A 20,239-nucleotide genomic window follows, 5' to 3' on the forward strand; every position below is an offset into this window, starting at 1 on the left:
GCCGTGACGACATCCGTTCAACTTCCCTCCAAGGCGCCGCTGCTCAGCGGCAAAGGCTGGACCGCCTTCTTCATCGCGCTGATCGTGGCCTGCGGCCTGGCGCCGGTGCTCAACCTGTGGGTGCCCGAAGGCAGTGCCTTCCATCTCAGCGATTACGCGGTGGCGCTGCTCGGCAAGATCATGTGCTACGCCATCTGCGCGCTGGCCATGGACCTGATCTGGGGTTACACCGGCATCCTGTCGCTGGGCCACGGCCTGTTCTTCGCGCTGGGCGGCTACATGATGGGCATGTACCTCATGCGCCAGATCGGCCGCGACGGCAACTACAAGAGCGATCTGCCGGACTTCATGGTCTTCCTCGACTGGAAGACCTTGCCCTGGCACTGGACCTTCAGCGACAGCTTCGTCTTCCAGATGTTGATGGTGGTGGTGGTGCCGGGCCTGCTGGCGCTGGTCTTCGGCTACTTTGCCTTCCGCTCGCGCATCAAGGGCGTGTACTTCTCGATCATCACGCAGGCCATGACCTTCGCGGCCATGCTGCTGTTCTTCCGCAACGAGACAGGCTTCGGCGGCAACAACGGCTTCACCGACTTCAAGCGCATCCTGGGCATTCCGATCGCCACGCAGGAGATGCGCATGACGATCTTCGCCCTGACCGGCGCGGTGCTGCTGGGCTTCTTCCTGTTCGCCAAGTGGCTGATCGGCAGCAAGTACGGCCGCGTGCTGCAGGCGATTCGCGACGCCGAGTCGCGCACCATGTTCTGCGGCTACAACCCACTGCCCTACAAGCTCAGCATCTGGGTCATCTCGGCCATGATGTGCGGCGTGGCCGGCGCGCTGTACGTGCCGCAGGTGGGCATCATCAACCCGGGCGAGATGAGTGCCGCCAACTCCATCGAGATCGCCATCTGGACGGCCGTGGGCGGCCGGGCCACCCTGGTCGGGCCCATCGTGGGTGCCTTCCTGGTCAACGGTGCCAAGAGCTGGCTCACCGTGGTGGCGCCGGAATACTGGCTGTACTTCCTGGGGGCGCTCTTCATCGCCGTCACGCTGTTCCTACCCGACGGCATCGTCGGCCTGGTGCGCCGGCTGATGAGCCGCGGCAAGGCCGAGGCCGTTGCAGAGCCCCTCGCGCCCACCGGTCGCGAGGAAGCCCAGCGCGCGCTGGCCAAGGCCGAAGGCGTGGAGCCCGAAGCCCTGCCTACCGTGCATGTCGAACCCAAGGGAGCCCAGGCATGACGCCCGACCTGATGGAAGCCGGCGCCGAGCGCCATGCCCGCGCCCAGGGCCTGCCTGCCGGCGCATCGACCGAATCCGGCGGCCGCACTGCCGGCTACGGCCGGCCCGCGGTGGCCGGCGAGGTGGACGTGACCCACGGCCGCATCCTGTACCTGGAAGACGTGAGCGTGAGCTTCGACGGCTTCAAGGCCATCAACAAGCTGAGTCTGGACATCGCGCCTGGCGAACTGCGCTGCATCATCGGCCCCAACGGTGCAGGCAAGACCACGATGATGGACATCATCACCGGCAAGACGCGGCCCGACGAAGGCACCGTGTACTTCGGCAGCACCATCGACCTGCTGCGTCACCGCGAGGCCGAGATCGCGCAGCTGGGCATCGGCCGCAAGTTCCAGAAGCCCACCGTCTTCGAGCACCTGACCGTGTTCGAGAACCTGGAGCTGGCGCTCAAGACCGACAAGCGCGTCAAGCCCTCGATGTTCTTCAAGCTCGACTCGGCCCAGGCCGACCGCCTGGCCGACATCCTCCAGACCATCCACCTGGCCGACAGCGTCAACCGCATGGCCGGCACGCTGAGCCACGGCCAGAAGCAGTGGCTGGAGATCGGCATGCTGCTCATGCAGGATCCGAAGCTGCTGCTGCTGGACGAGCCCGTGGCCGGCATGACCGACGAGGAGACGGCGCGCACGGCCGAGCTCTTCCTCACGCTCAAGGGCAAGCATTCGCTGATGGTGGTGGAGCACGACATGAGCTTCATCCGCACCATCTCCGAGATCGTCACCGTGCTGTGCGACGGCTCGGTGCTGGCGCAGGGCACGTTGGACGAAGTCCAAGCTGACGAGCGCGTCATCGAGGTGTATCTAGGACGTTGAAGACCATGTTGAAAGTCAAGAACATCCACCAGTACTACGGCGGCTCGCACATCCTGCGGGACGTGAGCTTCGAGGCGCCGCTCGGCCAGGTCACCGTGCTGCTGGGCCGCAACGGCGTGGGCAAGACCACGCTGCTGAAGTCGCTCATGGGCCTGGTGCCCATCAAGAGCGGCAGCATCGAGTTCGACGGCCAGCCGGTGCACAAGAAGACGCCCTACGAGCGTGCCCGCTCCGGCATGGGCTTCGTGCCGCAGGGCCGCGAGATCTTCGCGCGGCTGACCGTCGAAGAGAACCTGCGCATGGGCCTGGCCTACCGCAGTGCCTCCACGCCCATCGCGCCCGAGCTCTACGAGCTGTTCCCGGTGCTCAAGCAGATGCTGCACCGGCGCGGCGGGGACCTGTCGGGTGGCCAGCAGCAGCAACTGGCCATCGCCCGCGCACTGGCGCCCGGCCCGAAGATGCTGATCCTGGACGAGCCCACCGAAGGCATCCAGCCCAGCATCATCAAGGACATCGGCCGCGCCATCCGCCGCCTGGCCGACGAGGGCTGGAAGGGCCAGAAGATGGCCATCGTGCTGTGCGAGCAGTACTACGACTTCGCCGAGGAACTGGCCGACCACTACCTGGTGATGGAGCGCGGCGAGGTCATCGCGCGCGGGCTGGGCAAGGACATGGAGGCGCAGGGGGTTCGCCAGCTCGTGGCGATCTGAAGCCCTTCCCTAGCCGTGCCCCTGCGCCACGACGTGCCGCGCATGGTCCACCAGCACCTCGATGGCGCGCGTGCGCGGGGAGTTGCGCAACCACACCATGCCGAATCGCCGTGATTCGGCGGGGCGCGGCAGCGGTAGCCGCGCGACCGGCGGCGCACTCGACCAGCCGGTGGCCACGTCAGGCGCGATCGACACGCCCGTGCCTCGGCCGACCAGGGCCGCGATGGCGGCGAGCGAGCTGATCTCGAAGCGCTCCCGCGGCACGATGCCCGCCCGGCGCAGATAGCGCTCGGCCGCCTGGCCCCCGCCCAGTCGGCGGTCGTAGCGGATCAGGGCCTCTTCCCGCAGCAACGCATGCGGGTCGCGATGTGCCCACGCGTGTGGCGCCAGCACCACCAGGGGCTCTTCGCGCAGCAGCAGCCAGTTCAGGGACTTGGGCAGCGCGAAATCCGGATGCAGGCACAGGGCCGCGTCGAGCCGGCCTGCAAGCACTTCGGCGTACAGCTCGGCCGACAGTCCCATGCGCACGACGATGCGCGCCGCCGGGTGCTCCTGCGCGAGCGCATCGAGCACCACCGGCAGCGGCCCGTTGAGCATCGTGTTGGTGGCGCCCACGGTCAGCTCCAGCACGCCGTCCACATTGCCGACGGTCGTGCGCATGCCCGCCAGTTCCGCCAGCAGCGCGCTGGCGCGGCCGGCGAGGCGGTGGCCGCCTTCGGTCGGGGTCACGGTCCGGCCCGAGCGGCGCAGCAGGGGGACGCCGAACTCGCGTTCGAGGACGCGCATCTGCTGCGCCACTGCAGCGGCTGTCAGATCCAGCCGCCGTGCCGCCTCCGACATCGATCCCGCGTCCAGGACTGCCATGAACGTGCGCAGGTAATTGGTCTCCATGAAGATAGATTTTGTTTGATCTGATCGAAGATCCGCATGCTTTTTCTTCGTGCCGGGCATCGCCACACTGCCGGACATGCGCAGCAAACTCTTCGTTCCGGGATCACGGCCAGAGCTTTTCGACAAGGCGTTTCGCAGCGACGCCGATGCCCTCTCGTTCGACCTGGAAGACTCGGTCAGCCCGGATCGAAAGACTGAAGCCAGGCAGGTCTTGCAGGCGCTGCTCAGCGCCGAGGCGCCCCGTGCATCGGGCAAGACGCTGATCGCGCGCGTCAACCCGTGCCAGTCGGCGCACTTCGCCGCCGATGTCCTTGCGGTGGTCCGCCCCGGCCTGGCGCTGCTGAACCTGCCCAAGGTCGAATCGGCCGAAGAGGTGCTTGCCGCCGCGGCAGCGCTCGATGCCGCCGAAGCGGCCAATGGCGTCGCCGAGCCGGTCGGCCTGCTGCTCAACATCGAGAGTGCGCGTGGCCTTCGCCTTGCGCATGCGCTGGCCGCGGCCCATCCGCGCGTGGCCGGGCTGCAGCTCGGGCTGGGCGACCTGTTCGAGCCCCTGCAGATCGACCGCCATGACCCGGCGACGGTGCATGCGGTGATGCTCCAGCTGCGGCTGGCGGCGGGTGAGGCCGGCGTCTTCGCCTATGACGCCGCCTACGCACGGTTTCAGGACGTGGACGGCTTCCGTGCCGAAGCGGGCGAGGCCCGGCGGCTTGGCTTCCTGGGCAAGAGCTGCATCCATCCGAGCCAGGTGGCCCATGCGAACGACATCTTCCGCCCCAGCGACGAGGAGATCGCGCGGGCGCAGCGCGTCGTGGCGGCCGCCGACCAGGCGCAGGCCCGCGGCGTCGGTGCCTACACCGTCGATGGCGAGATGGTGGACGCGCCATTCGTGCTGCGTGCCCGCGCGACGCTTGCCACCGCCCGGCGACTGGGTCTCGGACAAGGCCCGACTTGAACCCCACGGGCGGCCTGGCAACGCGGGCCGCGCCAGTCCATCACCCACAAAAAAGGAGACTTCGAAATCATGTCCATCGCCTTCCAGCGGCATCGCCGCGCGGCCATCGCCCTCGCGTCGCTGTGCGCCCTGGGCATCCCGTCCGTCCACGCCCAGGACAACTACCCGGTCAAGCCGATCACTATCGTCGTGCCCTATGCAGCCGGGGGCTCCAACGACAACTTTGCGCGCTTCATGGCGCGCGGCCTGTCGGTGGGCCTGAAGCAGCCGGTGGTGGTCGAAAACAAGCCTGGCGCCAGTGGCAATACCGGCACCGCCTTCGTCGCCAAGGCCCCGGCCGACGGCTATACGCTGGTAGCGGTGTCGTCCAGCCTCGTGACGAACGCGGCGATCCAGACGCGACTGCCCTTCGACGCGGCCAAGGACCTGGCGCCGGTGGCCATGATGGCCAAGGGCCCGTTCATCGTCGCCGTGAACAACGAGTTTCCGGCCCATACGCCGAGGGAACTCGTGGCTGCCCTGAAGGCCTCGCCGGGCAAGTACGGCTATGCCAGCTCGGGCATCGCCAGCACGAACCAGTTCGCCACCGAACAGCTGAAGGCGCTCACCGGCACGTACGTGCTGCATGTGCCCTACCGCGGCATCGGCCCGGCGGTGACCGACCTGATCGGCAACCAGGTCCAGCTGCTGATCTCGAGCGGGCCGTCGATCATGCCGCACGTGCGCAGCGGGCGCATCCGTGCCATTGCCGTCACGAGTGCGCAGCCGAGCCCGATCGCGCCCGAACTGCCGCCCATGGCTACGGCGGCGCCGGGCTACGACTTCGAGGCCTGGTGGGGCCTGCTCGCACCCGCAGGCACCCCGCCCGACGTCGTCTCGAAGCTCAACGCCGAGGTGAACAAGGTGCTCGCCACGCCCGAGTTCAAGGAGTTCCTCCTGAAGGAAGGCGCCCTGGCCGCCCCGATGACGCCGGCGCAGTTCGCGGCCGTCATTGCCGCCGACATCCCCCGCTGGCGAAAGCTGGCGAAGCAACAAAACATCCTGCCCGAATGACGACCTCCTTTTCCATCCCTGCCGCCAGCGGGCCGCTGGCCGGCGTGCGCGTGCTCGACCTCAGTGCCTACATCGCGGGACCCTACGGCTGCACGCTGCTGGCCGACCAGGGTGCCGAGGTGCTGAAGATCGAGCCGCCCGGCGGTGACAACCTGCGGCACTACCCCTCGACCCTGGCCCACGAAAGCCGCGCCTTCGTCGGCGTGAACCGCAGCAAGCGTGCTGTCGTGCTCGACCTGAAGCAGGCTGCCGACCTCGCGCTGCTGCTGCGCCTGGTGGCCGAGGCCGACGTGCTGGTGCACAACTTCCGGCCGGGCGTTGCCGAGCGCCTGGGCATCGGCTATGCGCAGCTCCAGCCGCTGAACGACCGGCTGATCTACTGCGACATCACCGGCTTCGGCACCACCGGACCGCTCAAGGACAAGGCGGGCTACGACCAGGTCCTGCAGACCTACAGCGGCATGTGCGACGAACAGGGGCCACGCGGCGGGCCGCCGGAGATCCTCTACGGCTCGGTGGTGGACTACTTCGCCTCGTCCCTGGTGGCCGGCGGCATCGCCTCGGCCCTCTATGAGCGGGAGAAGAGCGGGCGTGGGCAGCAGGTCGGCGTGTCGCTGTTGCGCGCGGCATTGACGATGCAGTCTGCCCGCCTCGTCTGGGCCGAAGACGAGCCGCGGGACGTGGGCCGCGACATGCGCTCGGGCGGCCTCACCGGCCTGCACCCGACGCGCGAGGGCCACCTTTACCTGTCGGCGAACACGCCGCACTTCTGGCGCGCGCTGTGCGAGCGGACCGGGCTGATGGCGCTGCACGACGACCCGCGCTACGACACCGTGAAGAAGCGTGCACAGCACCGCGACGAAATCGTGCCGCGCCTGCGCGAGGCACTGGCCGCGCGGACTGCGCTGGAATGGGAAACGGTGTTCGGCGACAGCGTGCCATGCGCGGCAGCGCGCACTGTCGCCGACATGTTCGACGACCCCCAGGTGCAGGCCGAATCCATGATCGCGACCTTGCCGCATCCCACTCTGGGCAGCTATCGCGCCTTCGCCCAGCCCTGGGTCTATGGGCGCACGCCGGGACCCGCGCCCTTTGCGGCGCCGACACTGGGCCAGCACGACGACGCCGTTCGGGGCGAGGTGGGCGCAGCCTGAATGCGGCGGTGCCGCCGCGGCGGCACCCTTGCACGGCCGCGGTCACGGCATGCAGCGTGCGCGCCTCAGGCAGCGACAGCCGCTTCGCGTCGACGCACGGGTGCCCAGGGCTTCCAGGCCATGCCCAGTGCCGCGGCCTGCCGCTTCTCGTAGGCCGCGAACTCGTCCGTCGACTGCGATCCGCGCAGCCCGCCCCGCACCGAGCCGGGCCGCGTGTCGATGAAGTATTCGGCCCAATCGGCAGGAAGCGGCTGGGAGCCGGGGACGGCCAGCCACAGGCGCAGCAGGTGACGCTTGCGGTCGGGTTCCTCGAAGTCCTCGAAGGGCGTGCGCGAATGCACGATCACATAGTTGTTGACGAGCTGCACGTCGCCTTGCTCCAGCTGCATGCGGAAGCACCAGCGCGGGTCGGCCATGATCTCTTCGAGCAGGTCGATGGCTTCCCACTGTTGCGGCGTCACGCGAGGCAGCTCGGGGAAGTCGCGCTCGGCGGCGACGATGTTCTTGCGGTTGACCCGCATCGTGAAGTGCTCGGGGTCGCTGCCGATGATCGGGCAGGCGTAGTAGGGCGGTTGCTCGGGGTCCTGCGAGCCCTGGTAGTGGTGGTAGTAGGGCTGCTTGAGCACTTCCAGCAGATCGGGCCGCCGGCGTTCCAGCTCGGCGGCCACGGCGATCGTGCTGGCCACCAGGCTCTCGCCGCCCGTCTTGGCGGTGCGTCGGCACAGCAGCGCCACCACGTCCGCCGAGTCCATGTGGAAGTCCAGCCCGGCTTTGGTGTTGTAGCCGCGGCTGCGGCCATTGGCGGCCTTATAGGTCGCGCCCTCGTCGCGCACGTCGTTCATGTACTGGCTGGCCGGGTTCTGCGTGCGCGCGACGCCCACATGCAGCCCCATGCCCCAGTAAGCCAGCTTGGTGTCTTCCTCGCTCCAGCGGTCGACCGGAAAGCCCTTGAGCAGGCACATGCCCCATCGCCCCTGCGTGGTGGCGAAGGCGCGTTGCAGCGCCGTGCGTGCGGCATCGTCGAGCGGGAAGTCCGCGGCGGTCATTGCCAGCCAGGACTTGCCAGAGGCTTTGGCATGCGCCAGTGCGTGGTCGAAGCCCGCCACTTCGGCGCTGCTCAGACGTTGGATCCAGGAGGTGTCGAGCCGGGCGTCTTCGGTGGTCCAGCCTTGGGGTTTGGCGGTGTTCATGGGGCGTCTCTTTTGACTGAAGTGATTCGGTGCACGCAGTCTAGGAAGGCCTCTTGCCAAGAAAAAGCGAATAAATTTGCGCTCCAAAGCAAGGAAATCTGATGAAGATCGAGATGTTCGACACCCTGGATGCCGTTCTGCGTGGCGGCTCGCTGGCGGCGGCCGCCACCGAGATGAACCTGACGGCCAGCGCGGTGAGCATGCAGATGCGACAGCTCGAGGCCTATCTGGGGCAGCCCCTCTTCGATCGCTCGGGCCACGCGATCCGCGCGACGGCGCTGGCCCATGAGGTGGCTGGGGCGCTGCGGCCGGGCCTGGCCCAGTTGCAGTCGTTGCGACGGCGGGAGGGAACCACGATCGAGGGCGTTGTGCGCTTCGGCATCATCGAGTCGCTGATGCCCACGCTGCTGCCGGGCACCTTGTCGGCGCTGCGTGAGCGGTATCCGCGTCTGGAGGTGCGCCCGACGCGCGGCCGCAGCGCTGGCCTGACCGATGCGGTCAAACGTGGAGAGCTTGATGCCGCGGTCGTCGCCGAGCCGGAGGGAGGCGGCTCCGTGCGGCTGCATTGGCGCCCACTGATGCGCCGCGAGATGCATCTCATCGCGCCGCCCGACGCGCGCGAGACCTCGGTCCCGGCGCTGTTCAAGCAGTACGAATGGATTCGCTACGACCGCCAGACCATTTCAGGCCAACTGGCGGCGCGCTACGTGGCCAGCCAGGTGGACGCCGCCCGCGGGGCGCTGGAGTTCGACAGCGTGCCGGCGATCGTGGCGATGGTCAGCGCGGGGTTGGGCATCGCACTGGTCCATCTGGTCGACAGCGGCTTCTGCCAGTCGTACCCCGTGCGCTTCGTGCGTCTGGGCAGGTCGGCACCGGCGGTGCAGATGTCGCTGGTGTGCCGCAAGTCGGACGCCGACAGCCGGCCCCTGCGCGCGGTCGGTGACGCGATGACCGCGGTGCTGACCGGCACGGTGCGCGCGCTGGCGGGCCGCTGAGGGGCCGGGCGTGGCATCGGGCGCGGCCGAGGCGTCCCGCCCGGCGGCCGGCCGAGCGACGGCAGTTCAGCCGGAGAACTCCTCCGTGTCCACTTCCTGGGTGGCCTGCGCCGGATAGCGGGGCCCGCTCACCGTGCGCTGGTTGATCAGCTCGCCGGCGCGCGCGATCACGTCGGCGGGCAGCTTCAGGTCGGCCGCCGCCAGGTCCTCGTGCAGATGGTCCACGCTGGTGGTGCCGGGGATGGGAATGATGTCCTCGCCCTGCGCCAGCAGCCAGGCCAACGCCAGCTGCGCGGGCGTGCAGCCGGCTTCCTGCGCCAGGGCCTCGAAGCCGGAGAGCAGCGAGAGGTTGCGCGGATAGTGCTCGGCCGAGAAGCGCGGCATGGGCCGGCGGATGTCCTTGGCGTCCAGCGCCGCCACGTCGGTGAGGCGGCCGGTCAGATAGGCGCGGGCCAGCGGGCTGAAGGCCACGAAGGCGGTGCCCAGTTCGCGGCAGGCGGCCAGCACGGCGATCTCGGGATTGCGCGTCCAGAGCGAATACTCGGTCTGCACGGCAGCGATGGGGTGCACGGCCGCTGCCTTGCGCAGTGTGCCGGCCGAGACTTCCGACAGGCCCAGCGCGCGCACCTTGCCTTCTTCGACCAAGCGCGACATCTCGCCGACCGAATCCTCGATGGGCACCTTCTTGTCCCAGCGGTGCAGGTAATACAGGTCGATGACGTCGGTGTTCAGGCGGCGCAGACTGTCCTCGCAATTGCGGCGCAGCGTGGCGGGTCGGCCGTCGATCACGCGGCGCATGACGCCGTCCTCGCCTTTCACGCCGGCCATGCCGCCCTTGCTGCAAAGCGTGAACTGCTGGCGGTGCTTCTTCAGCACACGGCCCACCAGTTCCTCGTTGGCGCCGAAGCCGTAGAGCGCTGCGGTGTCGAACAGCGTCACGCCGGCATTCAGCGCAGCGAGCAGCACGCGCTCGCCCTGCTCGGGCGAGGGGGGCACGCCATAGGCGTGGCTCAGGTTCATGCAGCCCAGGCCGATGGCCGAGACCTCAAAGTTCGCGATACGTCGTGTGTGCATGGGCAAAGCTTAGTCGGGGTTGGAAGGTTGAAAGTGGTGCGCGGACTCTTTGCCAGGCCAGGTGCTGCCAGGCCGGCGTGCCGTAGCCTGCCACCAGATCATGGCCGATGGCCCGCCAGGCGGGGTCGGTCGCGTCGAGGCCCAGGGCTTCGATGAAGGGTGCCTGCACGATGAAGCACTGGCGGCGGTAGGGGAGCAGGAAGCCGCCGGGCTGCGTTGCGAGTGCCAGCGCTGCCTCGTCACGGCGGGCGAACCAGAGGTGCAGCAGCAGGCCCGTCCGCGGTGCGTGCCAGAAGTCACCCATGTCATCGCCCGGCGCGGCGAGGCCGCCCAGCACGCGGCGGGCATGGTCCCAGTGCACGAAGCCGAGTTCGCGCGCTGCGGTCTGCAGATGGTCGCCCAGGGTGTGGCCATCGCTGCGGCCCTCGCGGCGCGCGCCATTCAGGCGCACGCGGGCACGCACCTTGAGTTCCTCTGCCGGGACCTTGGCGCTCCCCTTCAAGACGTCGTCGCGGGCATGCTTGTGCCCGAGGGGCTGCTGGCTCATGGCGCTGGCGTCGCAGACGGTGTCGGGATGACGGCGCCGCTTGCCACGGCATCGAGCTGCGACTGCAGAGCGTCCGGGCCGCACGGGTCCAGACCGACGCCGGCCCACGCTTTGGCGCACACCGCTCCCACGGTCTGCGCAGCTTCGGCATGCAGTTGCCGGCCGGCGGGCCGCAGCAGTACGGCACCGGCATCGCGTGCCACGAGGCCGGTCTTTTCCAGTGGCATCAGTTGCCGGACGAGCGCCGAGGGTGCGAGGTGCAGGGCCTGCGCGAGCCGCAGCGTGGGCAGACCTCCGTGCGACGCCCGTGCCAGTGCGTCAAGCAGCAGGAAGTCCGACGCGTCGAGGCCATGCCACATGCCCAGGCGCTCATCCAGGCGCTGCTGTTGGCGTGCATGGGCCCGGGCCAGTGCAAGGCCGAGACGCATGGCTTGGGCGTCGGTCAGCCGGCTCATGCGCTGCCTCCTTGTCGTGCGCCGCCCTCGGCCGCGGGTGAAAGCAACTCGGCCTCCCACAGCGCCAGCAGCGTCGCCAGCTCGGCGTCGTAGTCGAAGTCGGGCTCGTCGCGTTCCTTCACCCGGTCGACGACCTCGAAACGGAAGGCCTCGGCGCCATGCGTGTTCCAGGCCGATTGCAGGACCCGGTCGCGGTGGGCGCCGCGCATCAGTTCGAAGCGCAGGCGGTTGAAGATGCCGTCCAGATGACGGCTGCTGCCCACGCGCAGCAGTCCGGCAGCGTTGCAGCGCAGGGCATAGATGCCCATGGCGGGGAAGGCCTGCTTGTACTGGCGCGTCAGCTCGCGACGGGCCTGCAGGGAAAGGGAAGGGGTCATGGCAGTGCTCCAGGTCCTCGTCGGCGAGCCGGTCCCGCATGGGGCTCGAACGAAGACCGCGGTCTGTCCACGGAGTAAGAGAAACGGATCGGGAGGGTGAGAGCCTCTTGTGCGGGCAGGCGCCCCTCAGCACCTGCCCACAATTTTACCCGGGTTATTTTGACCGGATCAAGCGATCCGATTTCCGGGCCGTGCCTCAACCGGCGAGCTGCTGCTCCAGCTGATGCAGCACCTGGTAGCAGGGCAGCACCTGCGCCACGCTGCTGTTGGGCTCGCGGCCTTCGCGGATGGCGGCGAAGAATTCGCGGTCCTGCAGCTCGATGCCGTTCATCGACACGTCGACCTTGCTCACGTCCACCGGCTCTTCGGCGCCCTTGCTGTGCGACTGCACCAAGTCGTCGTAACGCGCGATGTAGGTGGCGGTGTCGCCGATGTAGCGGAAGAAGGTGCCCAGCGGGCCGTCGTTGTTGAACGAGAGCGACAGCGTGCAGATGGCGCCGTTGGCGGCCTGCAGCTGGATGCTCATGTCCATGGCGATGCCCAGGTCCTTGTGGATGGGGCCCTGCACGGCGTTGGCCTTCACGATCGGGCTGCCGGCCTGGTAGGCGAACAGGTCCACGGTGTGGGCGGCGTGGTGCCACAGCAGGTGGTCGGTCCAGCTGCGCGGCTGGCCCAGCGCATTCATGTTGGTGCGGCGGAAGAAGTAGGTCTGCACATCCATCTGCTGGATGTTGAATTCGCCGGCCTGGATCTTCTTGTGCACGTACTGGTGGCTGGGGTTGAAGCGGCGGGTGTGGCCCACCATCGCCACCTTGCCGACGTGCTTCTGCAGGGCCAGCACTTCCTCGCCTTCCTTGAGCACGTCGCACAGGGGAATCTCCACCTGCACATGCTTGCCGGCCTGCAGGCAGGCCTTGGTCTGGGCGGCGTGCATCTGCGTGGGCGTGCACAGGATGACGGCGTCCAGTTCCTGGATGGCCAGGCTGTCGGCCAGGTCGGTGGTGACGTGTTGGATGCCGTACTTGTCGGCCACTTCCTGGGTCTTGGCCAGGTCGCGGCTGATGAGCGAGATCACCTCGACGTCGGGGATGTTCTTGATGCCGTCCAGGTGCTTGATGCCGAAGGCGCCGGCGCCGGCGAGTGCGACTTTGATGGTCATGTCGGTGTTGGCTTTGGGTGGATGGTTGGTCAGGCCTGGTCTTCCAGGATGAGATGGCCCACGGCGGTGTTGGACGCCGGCACGTGGAAGAAGCGGTGCGCCAGTTTGGGCGCCGGGCCGCCGGCCACGTCGCCCATGGCGCCGCGCGCGATCAGCCACATCACCAGCTCGATGCCCTCGCTGCCGGCTTCGCGCACGTACTCGATGTGCGGCACCTTGGCCAGCTCGGTGGGTTCGGCGATCAGCCGGTCCAGGAACTTGTTGTCCCATTCCGAGTTGATCAGCCCGGCGCGTGCGCCCTGCAGCTGGTGGCTCATGCCGCCCGTGCCCCAGATGTGCACGTTGAGGTCTTCGTCGAAGCTCTCCACGGCTTTGCGGATGGCACGGCCCAGGTTGAAGCAGCGCTGGCCGCTCGGCACCGGGTACTGCACCACGTTCACGGCGAAGGGGATCACCGGGCAGGGCCAGGCCCCGCTCTTCGGGTCCTGCTCGCCGCACATCAGCGACAGCGGCACCGTCAGACCATGGTCCACGTCCATCTTGTTGACGATGGTGAGGTCGAAGTCCTGCTGGATCACGCTCTGCGCGATGTGGCTGGCAAGCTCCGGATGGCCCACCACCTTGGGCACCGGGCGCGGGCCCCAGCCTTCATCGGCCGGCTGGTACTCGGCGGCCGTGCCGATGGCGAAGGTGGGGATCATGTCCAGGCTGAAGGCCGTGGCATGGTCGTTGAAGACGAGGATGACGACGTCGGGCTTGTTGTCCTTCATCCATTGCTTGGAGAAGTCGTAGCCGGCGAACAGCGGCTTCCAGTAGTCTTCCTTGGTCTTGCCCAGGTCCATGGCCGCGCCGATGGCGGGCACGTGCGAGGTGTAGACGGATGCGGTGATGCGGGCCATTCAAGCCTCCTGAGGGGTGTGGGGGCACATGGTCATGCCGCCTTGGTGGGGTGATGGGCGCCTTGCGGCTGACGATGGGCTTGCGCATCGCCGTCCTCGCCCACATAGCGGTTGCCGTCCACGCGGCGGCCGCCGTTGATCATCATGTTGCGGTATTCCTCTTCGGTCATGCCGGTCATCGAGCCCGCCATCTGCTGGAAGCTCCTGCCGTCGGTGGCACCGATCTTGGCGAGGAAGTAGATGTTGCCGCCGGTGCGCATGCACCAGTTGAGGTCGCGGGCCAGCACGGCCTGCTTCTGCTCCTCGGTCATCGGCCATTCGTCGAGGTAGGCACGTTCGTCGGCCTTGAAGCGCTCGCGGTTCTCGGCCTTCATCAGGCTCATGCAGAACTGGTTGAGCCAGTAGCCTTTGCGGCTCTGCTCGGCGTCGAAGATGATCGTGCCGGGCACGTCCAGGTAGGGTTTGTCGAGGGCCATGGTGGATCCTTTATTGATGAATCGCCGCCGGGCCGCCCCAAGGCGATTCGCGCCCCCTTGGGGGGCAGCGACCCGCGAAGCGGCGGAGCGTGGGGGTCATTCTTCTGCCGCCGGGCCACCCCAAGGCGATTCGCGCCCCCTTGGGGGGCAGCGACCCGCGAAGCGGTGGAGCGTGGGGGTCATTCTTCGGGCCAATACAAACGCATCGGGTTGTCGACCAGGAGCTTCTGCTGAAGCTCGGGTGTCGTCGCGATGTGCGGGATGAAGTCCACCAGCAGCCCGTCGTCGGGCATGTGGTCCTTCAGGTTGGGGTGCGGCCAGTCGGTGCCCCACAGCACACGGTCGGGGAACTGCTCGACGATGCGGCGTGCGAAGGGCACCACGTCCTTGTAGGCGTTCTGCTCGCCGTCCAGCGCCTTGGGGCCGGTCACCGACAGACGCTCGGGGCAGCTCACCTTGCTCCACACATTGCCGTGCTCGCGCATGAACTTCTCGAACAGCGCGAACTCGGGGCCATCCACCGGCTTGGTCACGTCGGGGCGGCCCATGTGGTCCACCACCACCGTGGTCGGCAGCGCGGTGAAGAAGTCCCACAGCTCGGGCAGGTCCACCGCCTCGAAGTAGATGACCACATGCCAGCCCAGCTTGGCGATGCGGCCGGCGATCTCCATCAGCTCGTCCTTGGGCGTGAAGTCGACCAGGCGCTTGACGAAGTTGAAGCGCACGCCACGCACGCCGGCAGCGTGCAGGGCCTGCAGCTCGTCGTCGGTCACGCTGCGCTTGACGGTGGCCACGCCGCGCGCCTTGCCGTTCGAGGACTGCAGCGCATCGACCAGCGCGCGGTTGTCCGCACCGTGGCAGGTGGCCTGCACGATCACGTTGCGGGCGAAGCCCAGGTGGTCGCGCAGGGCGAAGAGCTGTTCCTTGCTGGCGTCGCAGGGCGTGTACTTGCGCTCGGGCGCATAGGGAAACTCGGCGCCGGGGCCGAAGACGTGGCAGTGTGCATCGACGCTGCCGGCCGGCACCTGGAACTTGGGCTTGCTGGGACCGGTGTACCAGTCCAGCCAGCCGGCGGTTTTCTCGAAGGGGCCTGTGGTGGGTTTGCTCATGAGCGTTGCTCCTGGGGAAATGGGTTCAATCGGGCTTGATGCCGGCTTCACGCACCAGCTTCTCGTAGCGCACGCGCTCCGAGTGGATGAGCTGGGCAAATTGCTCGCTGCTGCCGGGCAGCACTTCGCCGCCGACCTGGGCCATGCGCTCGCGCACGGCCGGCGTCTGCAGCGCCTTCTGCACTTCGGCATGCAGTTGCGTGACGATGGGCTTGGGCGTGGCCGCGGGCGCCACGATGCCGTACCAGACCGAGGCCTCGAAGCCCGGAAAGCCGGACTCGGCAATGGTGGGCACGTCGGGAAAGACGGCGCTGCGGTTGGGGCTCAGGGCCGCGAGCACCTTGAGCTTGCCGCTCTTCACATGCGGCTGCGCCTCCAGCGCATTGATGGCCACCAGCGGCAACTGGCCGCCGATCACGTCGGTCAGCGCCTGGGCGCCGCCGCGGTAGGGCACATGCTGCAGGCGGATGCCGGCCGCGCGTTCGAAGAACTCCACCGCCATGTGCGGCGTCGAGCCGTTGCCCGGCGACGCGAAGGACAGCCCGTCCGGCCTGGCCTTGGCGGCGGCGATCAGCGCCTGGATGGTGTCGAACGGCGCGTTGGCGTTGGCGGCAATCACCACCGGCACGCGGCCGATCAGCGACACCGGCACGAGGTCGCGCTCGGCATCGAAGGGCGCGGGCTGGTACAGCGCCATGTTGGCGGCCAGCGCATTGGCGGCCACCATCAGCGTATAGCCGTCGGCGGGTGCGTCGATGGTCGCCTTGACCGCGATGTTGGTGCCGGCACCGGGCCGGTTGTCGATTACGAAGGGCTGGCCCAGGCTGCTCGCCAGGGCCAGCCCCACGCTGCGCGCCACGGCATCGACCGCGCCGCCGGTCGAGTAGCCGACCAGCACGCGCACCGGCTTGGCCGGATAGCTCTGCGCACCCGCCAGCGTCGGCGCCAGTAGCGCCGCCCCTGCGGCCAGCGCCACGCGGCGGGAGACGAACGGGCCTTGCGCGTCGGTCTGGTGCATGTCAGTCCAGGGAGACGTTGGCCTTGCGGATCACGTCGCCGAAGCGCTGCGATTCGCTCTTCACGAACTGCTCGAACTGCGGGCGCGTGACCGGGAAGGGCTCGTAGCCGAAGCTCTTGAAACGGGCCTGCACGTCGGGGCCGGTCAGCGCCTGCTCGATGTCGCGCTTGATCTTCTCCGTCACCGCATCGGGCAGACCGCGCGGGACGGCGATGGCGTTCCAGCCCGTCACCTCGAAGCCCTTGGGGCCACCGGATTCCGCCACGGTGGGCACGTCGGGATAGGCGGCCATGCGCTGCGGACCGGTCACGGCCAGAAAGCGCAGCTTGCCGGACTGGTAGAGCGGACCTGCCGTCGCGGCGCTGCCCAGGGCGAAATCGATGTCGCCTGTGGAGACCGAGGTGTAGAGCTGCGTGGTCTCCTTGAAGATCACGTGCTCCATCTGCGTGCCGGTGGCCGACTTGAACAGCTCCGTGCCCAGGTGAACGGGATTGCCGATCGACCACGAGCCGTAGTTCAGCTTGCCGGGCCGCGCCTTGGCGTCGGCCACGATGTCGCCCACGCTCTTGTACTTGCTGTTGGCGCCGACGGTGAAGAAGAAGTAGGTCTTGAACAGCGGCAGCAGGACGTCGAAGTCCTTGGCCGGGTCGTAGGGCAGCTTCTTGAACAGCGACGGGTAGGCGGCCAGGTGGACGTTGTCCAGCAGCAGCAGGTCGGTGCCGTCCTTGGCGCCGCGCTTCCAGGCGTCGATGGCGATGAAGCCGTTGCCGCCGGGACGGTTGTCCACCGTCACCGGCACGCCCCAGGTGCGCGACAGCTTGTCGGCCACCAGGCGCGAGACGCCGTCCGGGCCACCGCCCACGGGGAAGGGGTTGACGATGCGCACCGGCTTGCCATACGGGAAGGCGCCCTGCTGCTGGGCCTGGGCGGCGAAGGGCAGGGCGGCGGCAAGGGCGCAGGCCGTCACCAGGGCGCGGCGGGAAAAGCTCATGAATGTCTCCGAACGTGGAAGAGGGCCGCGCCCGCTTAGGGGGGCGCTGGCCCGGGAACAACAGAAAGGATCAGTCGATGTACTTGAGGCCCGCAGCCGCCAGCGGCTCGCGCATCTTGTACATGTCCAGGCCCAGCACGCCGCTGGCCAGCTTGGCGCGCTTCTCGCCTTCGAAGGACTCGCGCTTGCGGGCGGCTTCGAGCGTCTTGGCGGCCACGGCGCGCGGCACGCAGACGACGCCGTCGTCGTCGGCCACGATCACGTCGCCGGGCGTCACCAGCATGCCGGCGCACACCACGGGGATGTTGACCGAGCCGATGGTCGCCTTGATGCAGCCCTTGCTGCTGATGCACTTGCTCCACACGGGGAAGTTCATCTCCTGCAGCGTCTTGACGTCGCGCACGCCGGCGTCGATCACCAGGGCGCGGGCACCGCGGGCCTGGAAGCTGGTGGCCAGCAGGTCGCCGAAGTAGCCGTCGGTGCATTCGGCGGTGATGGCGGCCACTACGATGTCGCCCGGCTGGATCTGCTCGGCCGCGACGTGCAGCATCCAGTTGTCGCCCGGGTGCAGCAGCACGGTGACGGCCGTGCCGGACACCTGCTGGCCCGGGTAGATCGGGCGCATGTAGGGCTTGAGCAGGCCCACGCGGCCCATGGCCTCGTGCACCGTGGCCGAGCCCAGGGCGGCCAGGCCGTCCGCGGTCTCGCGGTCGGTGCGCTGGATGTTGCGATAGACGACGCCTAACTCGTACATGCTTGTCTCTCCGGAAGGGGTTACAGGCTCTTGGCCTTCAGGGCGGCATCTAGGCGCGGGAAGACCCGGCGCGCGTTGCCTTCGAACACCTGGAAGCGCTCGTCGTCCGTCAGGTTGGCGGTCGCGCTCACGTAGCGCTTGGTGTCGTCGTAGTAGTGGCCGGTCTGCGGGTCGATGCCACGCACGGCGCCGATCATCTCGGAGGCGAACAGGATGTTCTTGACCGGGATCACCTTGGTCAGCAGGTCGATGCCCGGCTGGTGGTAGACGCAGGTGTCGAAGAAGATGTTGTTGAGCAGGTGCTCTTCGAGCAGCGGCTTCTTCATCTCCTGCGCCAGGCCGCGGAAACGGCCCCAGTGGTAGGGCACCGCGCCGCCGCCGTGCGGTATCACGAACTTCAACGTCGGGAAGTCCTTGAACAGGTCGCCCTGGATGCACTGCATCACGGCCGTGGTGTCGGCATTCAGGTAATGCGCGCCAGTGGTGTGGAAGCAGGCGTTGCAGCTGGTGCTCACGTGCACCATGGCCGGGATGTCGTACTCCACCATCTTCTCGTAGATGGGGTACCAGTGACGGTCGGTCAGCGGCGGGCTGGTCCAGTGGCCGCCCGACGGATCGGGGTTCAGGTTGATGCCGACGAAGCCGTATTCCTTGACGCACTTCTCCAGCTCGGGAATGCAGGTCCTGGGGTCCACGCCCGGCGACTGCGGCAGCATGGCCGCGCCGATGAAGTTGTCCGGGAAGAGCTCGCTCACGCGGTAGCACAGCTCGTTGCAGATGGCGGCCCAGGTGCTGGAGACTTCGAAGTCGCCGATGTGGTGGGCCATGAAGCTGGCGCGCGGGCTGAAGATGGTCAGGTCGCTGCCGCGTTCCTTCATCAGGCGCAGCTGGTTCTGCTCGATGGATTCGCGCAGTTCGTCGTCGCTGATCTTCAGGTCGGCCGGGTTGGGCTTGGCCGACGGGTCCTTGATGGCCGCGATCTGGGCATTGCGCCAGTTCTCGAGGGCCTTGGGGGCGGTGGTGTAGTGGCCGTGGCAGTCGATGATCAGCGGCTGACCGTTGGATTTCGGCATGGCGTCTCCTGGGAGGGGGCAGGGCGGGCCGGTCACAACGGGCCGCGGGTCTGGAAGGCAGCGCCCATTCTGTGCTCTGGCCCCTTCCGCCTCCAGGGGGCAGATCGACTAGCAGCTAGAACAAACTGCTATAGCATGCGTGTCGATATGCGTCTGAAGTCATGGATCTGAAACAGCTGGAGTACTTCGTCCGGGTCGTGGAGCTGGGCAGCTTCACCCGCGCCGCGCTGGCGCTGGACATCGCCCAGCCCGCCCTCAGCCGCCAGGTGCGTACCCTGGAGGTGGAATTGCGCCAGAACCTGCTGGTGCGCAACGGCCGCGGCGTGACGCCGACCGAAGCCGGCGCGCTGCTGCTGGAGCACGGCCGCGGCATCCTGCACCAGGTGCGGCGGGCGCAGGAGGAATTGGCGCGAGTGCGCGGCGGCCTGGCGGGCCGGGTGGCGCTGGGCCTGCCGCCCACGGTGGCGCGCGCGCTGGCCGTGCCGCTGACCCGGCGCTTCCGTCGCGAGCTGCCCGAGGCGCGGCTGTCGATCAGCGAGGGCCTGTCGATTTCCATGCACGAGGCTCTGTCCGCCGGCCGGCTGGACATCGCCGTGCTCTACGAGGCCAAGCCCATCGCCGGCCTGGACATCTCGCCGCTGATGACCGAGGAACTGATGCTGGTGCAGGCCCGCCCGCCCGGCCTGGCCGAAGACCCGCCGCCGCCGCCCATCGCGCTGGCCGAGGTGGCGAAGCTCCCGCTCATCATCCCGAGCCGGCCCAACGCCGTGCGCATGCATGTGGAGTCGGAGATGGCGGCGCTGGGCTGCGAGCCGCAGATCGCGCTGGAGATCGACGGCGTGCCCGCCATCCTGGACCTGGTGGCCGACGGCGCCGGCTGCGCCATCCTGGCGCGGCGGGCGGTGCAGACCTCCATCCGGCCCTCCGCCTTCAGCGTGCGGCCCATCGGCCCGCCGCGGCTGCAGGTGCAGGCGCATGTGGCGGTGAGCGCGCAGCGGCCGGTGACGCGCACGCAGGCCGCGGCGCTGGAACTGCTGAAGGCCGTGGCTGCCGAAACGGGCGGCTGACCCGCAGGGTTGAGCCTCTCAACGAAAAGGGCGCCACGATGCCAAACGGCGTAGTCACTCGATCCGTTTGCCCTGAGCCACTTAATCCGTTCGCCCTGACCTGTCGAAGGGCGGGTGCCCAGGCTTCGACAGGCTCAGCCCGAACGGTATTTGGTTGACTCACCCCGCCGCTGGCCGCAACGCC

General features: G+C 68.2%; 22 protein-coding genes. 8 read left to right on the forward strand and 14 right to left on the reverse strand.

The genetic code is table 11. The features are described from left to right. Positions 1 to 3 precede the first annotated feature (3 nt). From urtC to urtE, 3 genes are read left to right on the forward strand one after another with little or no spacing between them, the layout of a single operon-like run. Positions 4 to 1,239 (forward strand): urea ABC transporter permease subunit UrtC, encoded by a 1,236-nt coding sequence (urtC, locus tag QZ772_RS17990; RefSeq protein WP_295529095.1) that lies wholly within the window; start codon positions 4 to 6, stop codon positions 1,237 to 1,239. Next, complete coding sequence (urtD, locus tag QZ772_RS17995) at positions 1,236 to 2,111, forward strand: urea ABC transporter ATP-binding protein UrtD (RefSeq protein WP_017761594.1); 876 nt, start codon at positions 1,236 to 1,238, stop codon at positions 2,109 to 2,111. The genes urtC and urtD overlap by 4 nt, the downstream gene beginning before the upstream one ends. 5 nt (positions 2,112 to 2,116) lie before the next feature. After that, positions 2,117 to 2,821 (forward strand): urea ABC transporter ATP-binding subunit UrtE, encoded by a 705-nt coding sequence (urtE, locus tag QZ772_RS18000; protein WP_295529098.1) that lies wholly within the window; start codon positions 2,117 to 2,119, stop codon positions 2,819 to 2,821. Positions 2,822 to 2,830: 9 nt separating this feature from the next. Here the strand turns inward: urtE and QZ772_RS18005 are convergent, their stop codons facing one another. Continuing rightward, positions 2,831 to 3,712, reverse strand: coding sequence for a LysR family transcriptional regulator (locus tag QZ772_RS18005; RefSeq protein ID WP_295529100.1), 882 nt, complete (start codon positions 3,710 to 3,712; stop codon positions 2,831 to 2,833). A 76-nt stretch (positions 3,713 to 3,788) separates the two neighbouring features. Between QZ772_RS18005 and QZ772_RS18010 the strand changes: the two genes are divergently transcribed. From QZ772_RS18010 to QZ772_RS18020, 3 genes are all read left to right on the forward strand, one after another. Further along, entirely contained in the window at positions 3,789 to 4,664 is an 876-nt protein-coding gene (locus tag QZ772_RS18010) for a CoA ester lyase (RefSeq protein ID WP_295529102.1), read from the forward strand. Positions 4,665 to 4,733: 69 nt separating this feature from the next. Beyond that, positions 4,734 to 5,717 carry a tripartite tricarboxylate transporter substrate binding protein gene (locus QZ772_RS18015; RefSeq protein WP_295529105.1) on the forward strand — a complete coding sequence of 328 codons (984 nt, stop codon included), beginning with the start codon at positions 4,734 to 4,736 and terminating at the stop codon, positions 5,715 to 5,717. Next, complete coding sequence (locus QZ772_RS18020) at positions 5,714 to 6,871, forward strand: CoA transferase (RefSeq protein WP_295529107.1); 1,158 nt, start codon at positions 5,714 to 5,716, stop codon at positions 6,869 to 6,871. Before QZ772_RS18015 ends, QZ772_RS18020 begins: the two co-directional genes overlap by 4 nt. 65 nt (positions 6,872 to 6,936) lie before the next feature. Here QZ772_RS18020 and QZ772_RS18025 read toward each other — a convergent pair whose 3' ends face one another. Next, positions 6,937 to 8,061, reverse strand: coding sequence for a TauD/TfdA family dioxygenase (locus tag QZ772_RS18025; RefSeq protein ID WP_295529109.1), 1,125 nt, complete (start codon positions 8,059 to 8,061; stop codon positions 6,937 to 6,939). Positions 8,062 to 8,162: 101 nt separating this feature from the next. Between QZ772_RS18025 and QZ772_RS18030 the strand changes: the two genes are divergently transcribed. Beyond that, entirely contained in the window at positions 8,163 to 9,056 is an 894-nt protein-coding gene (locus QZ772_RS18030; RefSeq protein WP_295529111.1) for a LysR family transcriptional regulator, read from the forward strand. Positions 9,057 to 9,122: 66 nt separating this feature from the next. Here QZ772_RS18030 and QZ772_RS18035 read toward each other — a convergent pair whose 3' ends face one another. The 12 genes from QZ772_RS18035 to QZ772_RS18090 all read right to left on the reverse strand — a co-directional run bounded on the left by QZ772_RS18035 (position 9,123) and on the right by QZ772_RS18090 (position 18,964). Beyond that, the gene (locus QZ772_RS18035) at positions 9,123 to 10,130 is read right to left on the reverse strand and encodes an aldo/keto reductase (RefSeq protein ID WP_295529113.1); all 1,008 of its coding nucleotides are present in this window, start codon (positions 10,128 to 10,130) and stop codon (positions 9,123 to 9,125) included. Further along, positions 10,102 to 10,677, reverse strand: coding sequence for a hypothetical protein (locus tag QZ772_RS18040; protein WP_295529115.1), 576 nt, complete (start codon positions 10,675 to 10,677; stop codon positions 10,102 to 10,104). The genes QZ772_RS18035 and QZ772_RS18040 overlap by 29 nt, the downstream gene beginning before the upstream one ends. Beyond that, positions 10,674 to 11,132: an AsnC family transcriptional regulator gene (locus tag QZ772_RS18045; RefSeq protein WP_295529117.1), complete on the reverse strand. Its 459-nt coding sequence runs from the start codon at positions 11,130 to 11,132 to the stop codon at positions 10,674 to 10,676. The genes QZ772_RS18040 and QZ772_RS18045 overlap by 4 nt, the downstream gene beginning before the upstream one ends. Next, on the reverse strand, positions 11,129 to 11,509 hold the full coding sequence (locus QZ772_RS18050; RefSeq protein WP_295529119.1) for a GIY-YIG nuclease family protein: 381 nt from the start codon (positions 11,507 to 11,509) through the stop codon (positions 11,129 to 11,131). The genes QZ772_RS18045 and QZ772_RS18050 overlap by 4 nt, the downstream gene beginning before the upstream one ends. Before the next feature lie 196 nt (positions 11,510 to 11,705). After that, positions 11,706 to 12,668, reverse strand: a complete 963-nt coding sequence (locus QZ772_RS18055; RefSeq protein ID WP_295529121.1) for a Gfo/Idh/MocA family oxidoreductase — start codon at positions 12,666 to 12,668, stop codon at positions 11,706 to 11,708. Between the two features lie 29 nt (positions 12,669 to 12,697). Beyond that, entirely contained in the window at positions 12,698 to 13,567 is an 870-nt protein-coding gene (locus QZ772_RS18060; protein WP_295529123.1) for a class III extradiol dioxygenase subunit beta, read from the reverse strand. A 32-nt stretch (positions 13,568 to 13,599) separates the two neighbouring features. Then, a complete protein-coding gene (ligA, locus tag QZ772_RS18065; RefSeq protein ID WP_295529125.1) occupies positions 13,600 to 14,043 on the reverse strand; it encodes a protocatechuate 4,5-dioxygenase subunit alpha in 444 nt (147 codons plus the stop codon). A 179-nt stretch (positions 14,044 to 14,222) separates the two neighbouring features. Then, positions 14,223 to 15,152: an amidohydrolase family protein gene (locus QZ772_RS18070; RefSeq protein WP_295529127.1), complete on the reverse strand. Its 930-nt coding sequence runs from the start codon at positions 15,150 to 15,152 to the stop codon at positions 14,223 to 14,225. Between the two features lie 25 nt (positions 15,153 to 15,177). After that, entirely contained in the window at positions 15,178 to 16,170 is a 993-nt protein-coding gene (locus QZ772_RS18075) for a tripartite tricarboxylate transporter substrate binding protein (RefSeq protein WP_295529129.1), read from the reverse strand. Position 16,171: 1 nt separating this feature from the next. Beyond that, positions 16,172 to 17,161 (reverse strand): tripartite tricarboxylate transporter substrate binding protein, encoded by a 990-nt coding sequence (locus QZ772_RS18080; protein ID WP_295529131.1) that lies wholly within the window; start codon positions 17,159 to 17,161, stop codon positions 16,172 to 16,174. A gap of 70 nt (positions 17,162 to 17,231) precedes the next feature. Next, positions 17,232 to 17,915, reverse strand: coding sequence for a 4-carboxy-4-hydroxy-2-oxoadipate aldolase/oxaloacetate decarboxylase (ligK, locus tag QZ772_RS18085; protein ID WP_058640580.1), 684 nt, complete (start codon positions 17,913 to 17,915; stop codon positions 17,232 to 17,234). A 20-nt stretch (positions 17,916 to 17,935) separates the two neighbouring features. Continuing rightward, complete coding sequence (locus tag QZ772_RS18090; protein WP_295529254.1) at positions 17,936 to 18,964, reverse strand: amidohydrolase family protein; 1,029 nt, start codon at positions 18,962 to 18,964, stop codon at positions 17,936 to 17,938. Positions 18,965 to 19,149: 185 nt separating this feature from the next. Here QZ772_RS18090 and QZ772_RS18095 point away from each other — a divergent pair, with 185 nt between their 5' ends. Further along, a complete protein-coding gene (locus QZ772_RS18095) occupies positions 19,150 to 20,055 on the forward strand; it encodes a LysR substrate-binding domain-containing protein (RefSeq protein WP_295529133.1) in 906 nt (301 codons plus the stop codon). The last annotated feature ends 184 nt before the right edge of the window (positions 20,056 to 20,239 follow it).

Source organism: uncultured Pseudacidovorax sp., from assembly GCF_913773995.1.
GTDB lineage: Bacteria > Pseudomonadota > Gammaproteobacteria > Burkholderiales > Burkholderiaceae_C > Xenophilus.

Excerpts from the sequence above, each read along its gene's own strand:
- urtD (WP_017761594.1), top strand. The coding sequence starts at position 1,236 with ATGACGCCCGACCTGATGGAAGCCGGCGCCGAGCGCCATGCCCGCGCC.
- urtE (WP_295529098.1), top strand. The coding sequence starts at position 2,117 with ATGTTGAAAGTCAAGAACATCCACCAGTACTACGGCGGCTCGCACATC.
- QZ772_RS18005 (WP_295529100.1), bottom strand. The coding sequence starts at position 3,712 with ATGGAGACCAATTACCTGCGCACGTTCATGGCAGTCCTGGACGCGGGA.
- QZ772_RS18010 (WP_295529102.1), top strand. The coding sequence starts at position 3,789 with ATGCGCAGCAAACTCTTCGTTCCGGGATCACGGCCAGAGCTTTTCGAC.
- QZ772_RS18015 (WP_295529105.1), top strand. The coding sequence starts at position 4,734 with ATGTCCATCGCCTTCCAGCGGCATCGCCGCGCGGCCATCGCCCTCGCG.
- QZ772_RS18020 (WP_295529107.1), top strand. The coding sequence starts at position 5,714 with ATGACGACCTCCTTTTCCATCCCTGCCGCCAGCGGGCCGCTGGCCGGC.
- QZ772_RS18025 (WP_295529109.1), bottom strand. The coding sequence starts at position 8,061 with ATGAACACCGCCAAACCCCAAGGCTGGACCACCGAAGACGCCCGGCTC.
- QZ772_RS18030 (WP_295529111.1), top strand. The coding sequence starts at position 8,163 with ATGAAGATCGAGATGTTCGACACCCTGGATGCCGTTCTGCGTGGCGGC.
- QZ772_RS18035 (WP_295529113.1), bottom strand. The coding sequence starts at position 10,130 with ATGCACACACGACGTATCGCGAACTTTGAGGTCTCGGCCATCGGCCTG.
- QZ772_RS18040 (WP_295529115.1), bottom strand. The coding sequence starts at position 10,677 with ATGAGCCAGCAGCCCCTCGGGCACAAGCATGCCCGCGACGACGTCTTG.
- QZ772_RS18045 (WP_295529117.1), bottom strand. The coding sequence starts at position 11,132 with ATGAGCCGGCTGACCGACGCCCAAGCCATGCGTCTCGGCCTTGCACTG.
- QZ772_RS18050 (WP_295529119.1), bottom strand. The coding sequence starts at position 11,509 with ATGACCCCTTCCCTTTCCCTGCAGGCCCGTCGCGAGCTGACGCGCCAG.
- QZ772_RS18055 (WP_295529121.1), bottom strand. The coding sequence starts at position 12,668 with ATGACCATCAAAGTCGCACTCGCCGGCGCCGGCGCCTTCGGCATCAAG.
- QZ772_RS18060 (WP_295529123.1), bottom strand. The coding sequence starts at position 13,567 with ATGGCCCGCATCACCGCATCCGTCTACACCTCGCACGTGCCCGCCATC.
- ligA (WP_295529125.1), bottom strand. The coding sequence starts at position 14,043 with ATGGCCCTCGACAAACCCTACCTGGACGTGCCCGGCACGATCATCTTC.
- QZ772_RS18070 (WP_295529127.1), bottom strand. The coding sequence starts at position 15,152 with ATGAGCAAACCCACCACAGGCCCCTTCGAGAAAACCGCCGGCTGGCTG.
- QZ772_RS18075 (WP_295529129.1), bottom strand. The coding sequence starts at position 16,170 with ATGCACCAGACCGACGCGCAAGGCCCGTTCGTCTCCCGCCGCGTGGCG.
- QZ772_RS18080 (WP_295529131.1), bottom strand. The coding sequence starts at position 17,161 with ATGAGCTTTTCCCGCCGCGCCCTGGTGACGGCCTGCGCCCTTGCCGCC.
- ligK (WP_058640580.1), bottom strand. The coding sequence starts at position 17,915 with ATGTACGAGTTAGGCGTCGTCTATCGCAACATCCAGCGCACCGACCGC.
- QZ772_RS18095 (WP_295529133.1), top strand. The coding sequence starts at position 19,150 with ATGGATCTGAAACAGCTGGAGTACTTCGTCCGGGTCGTGGAGCTGGGC.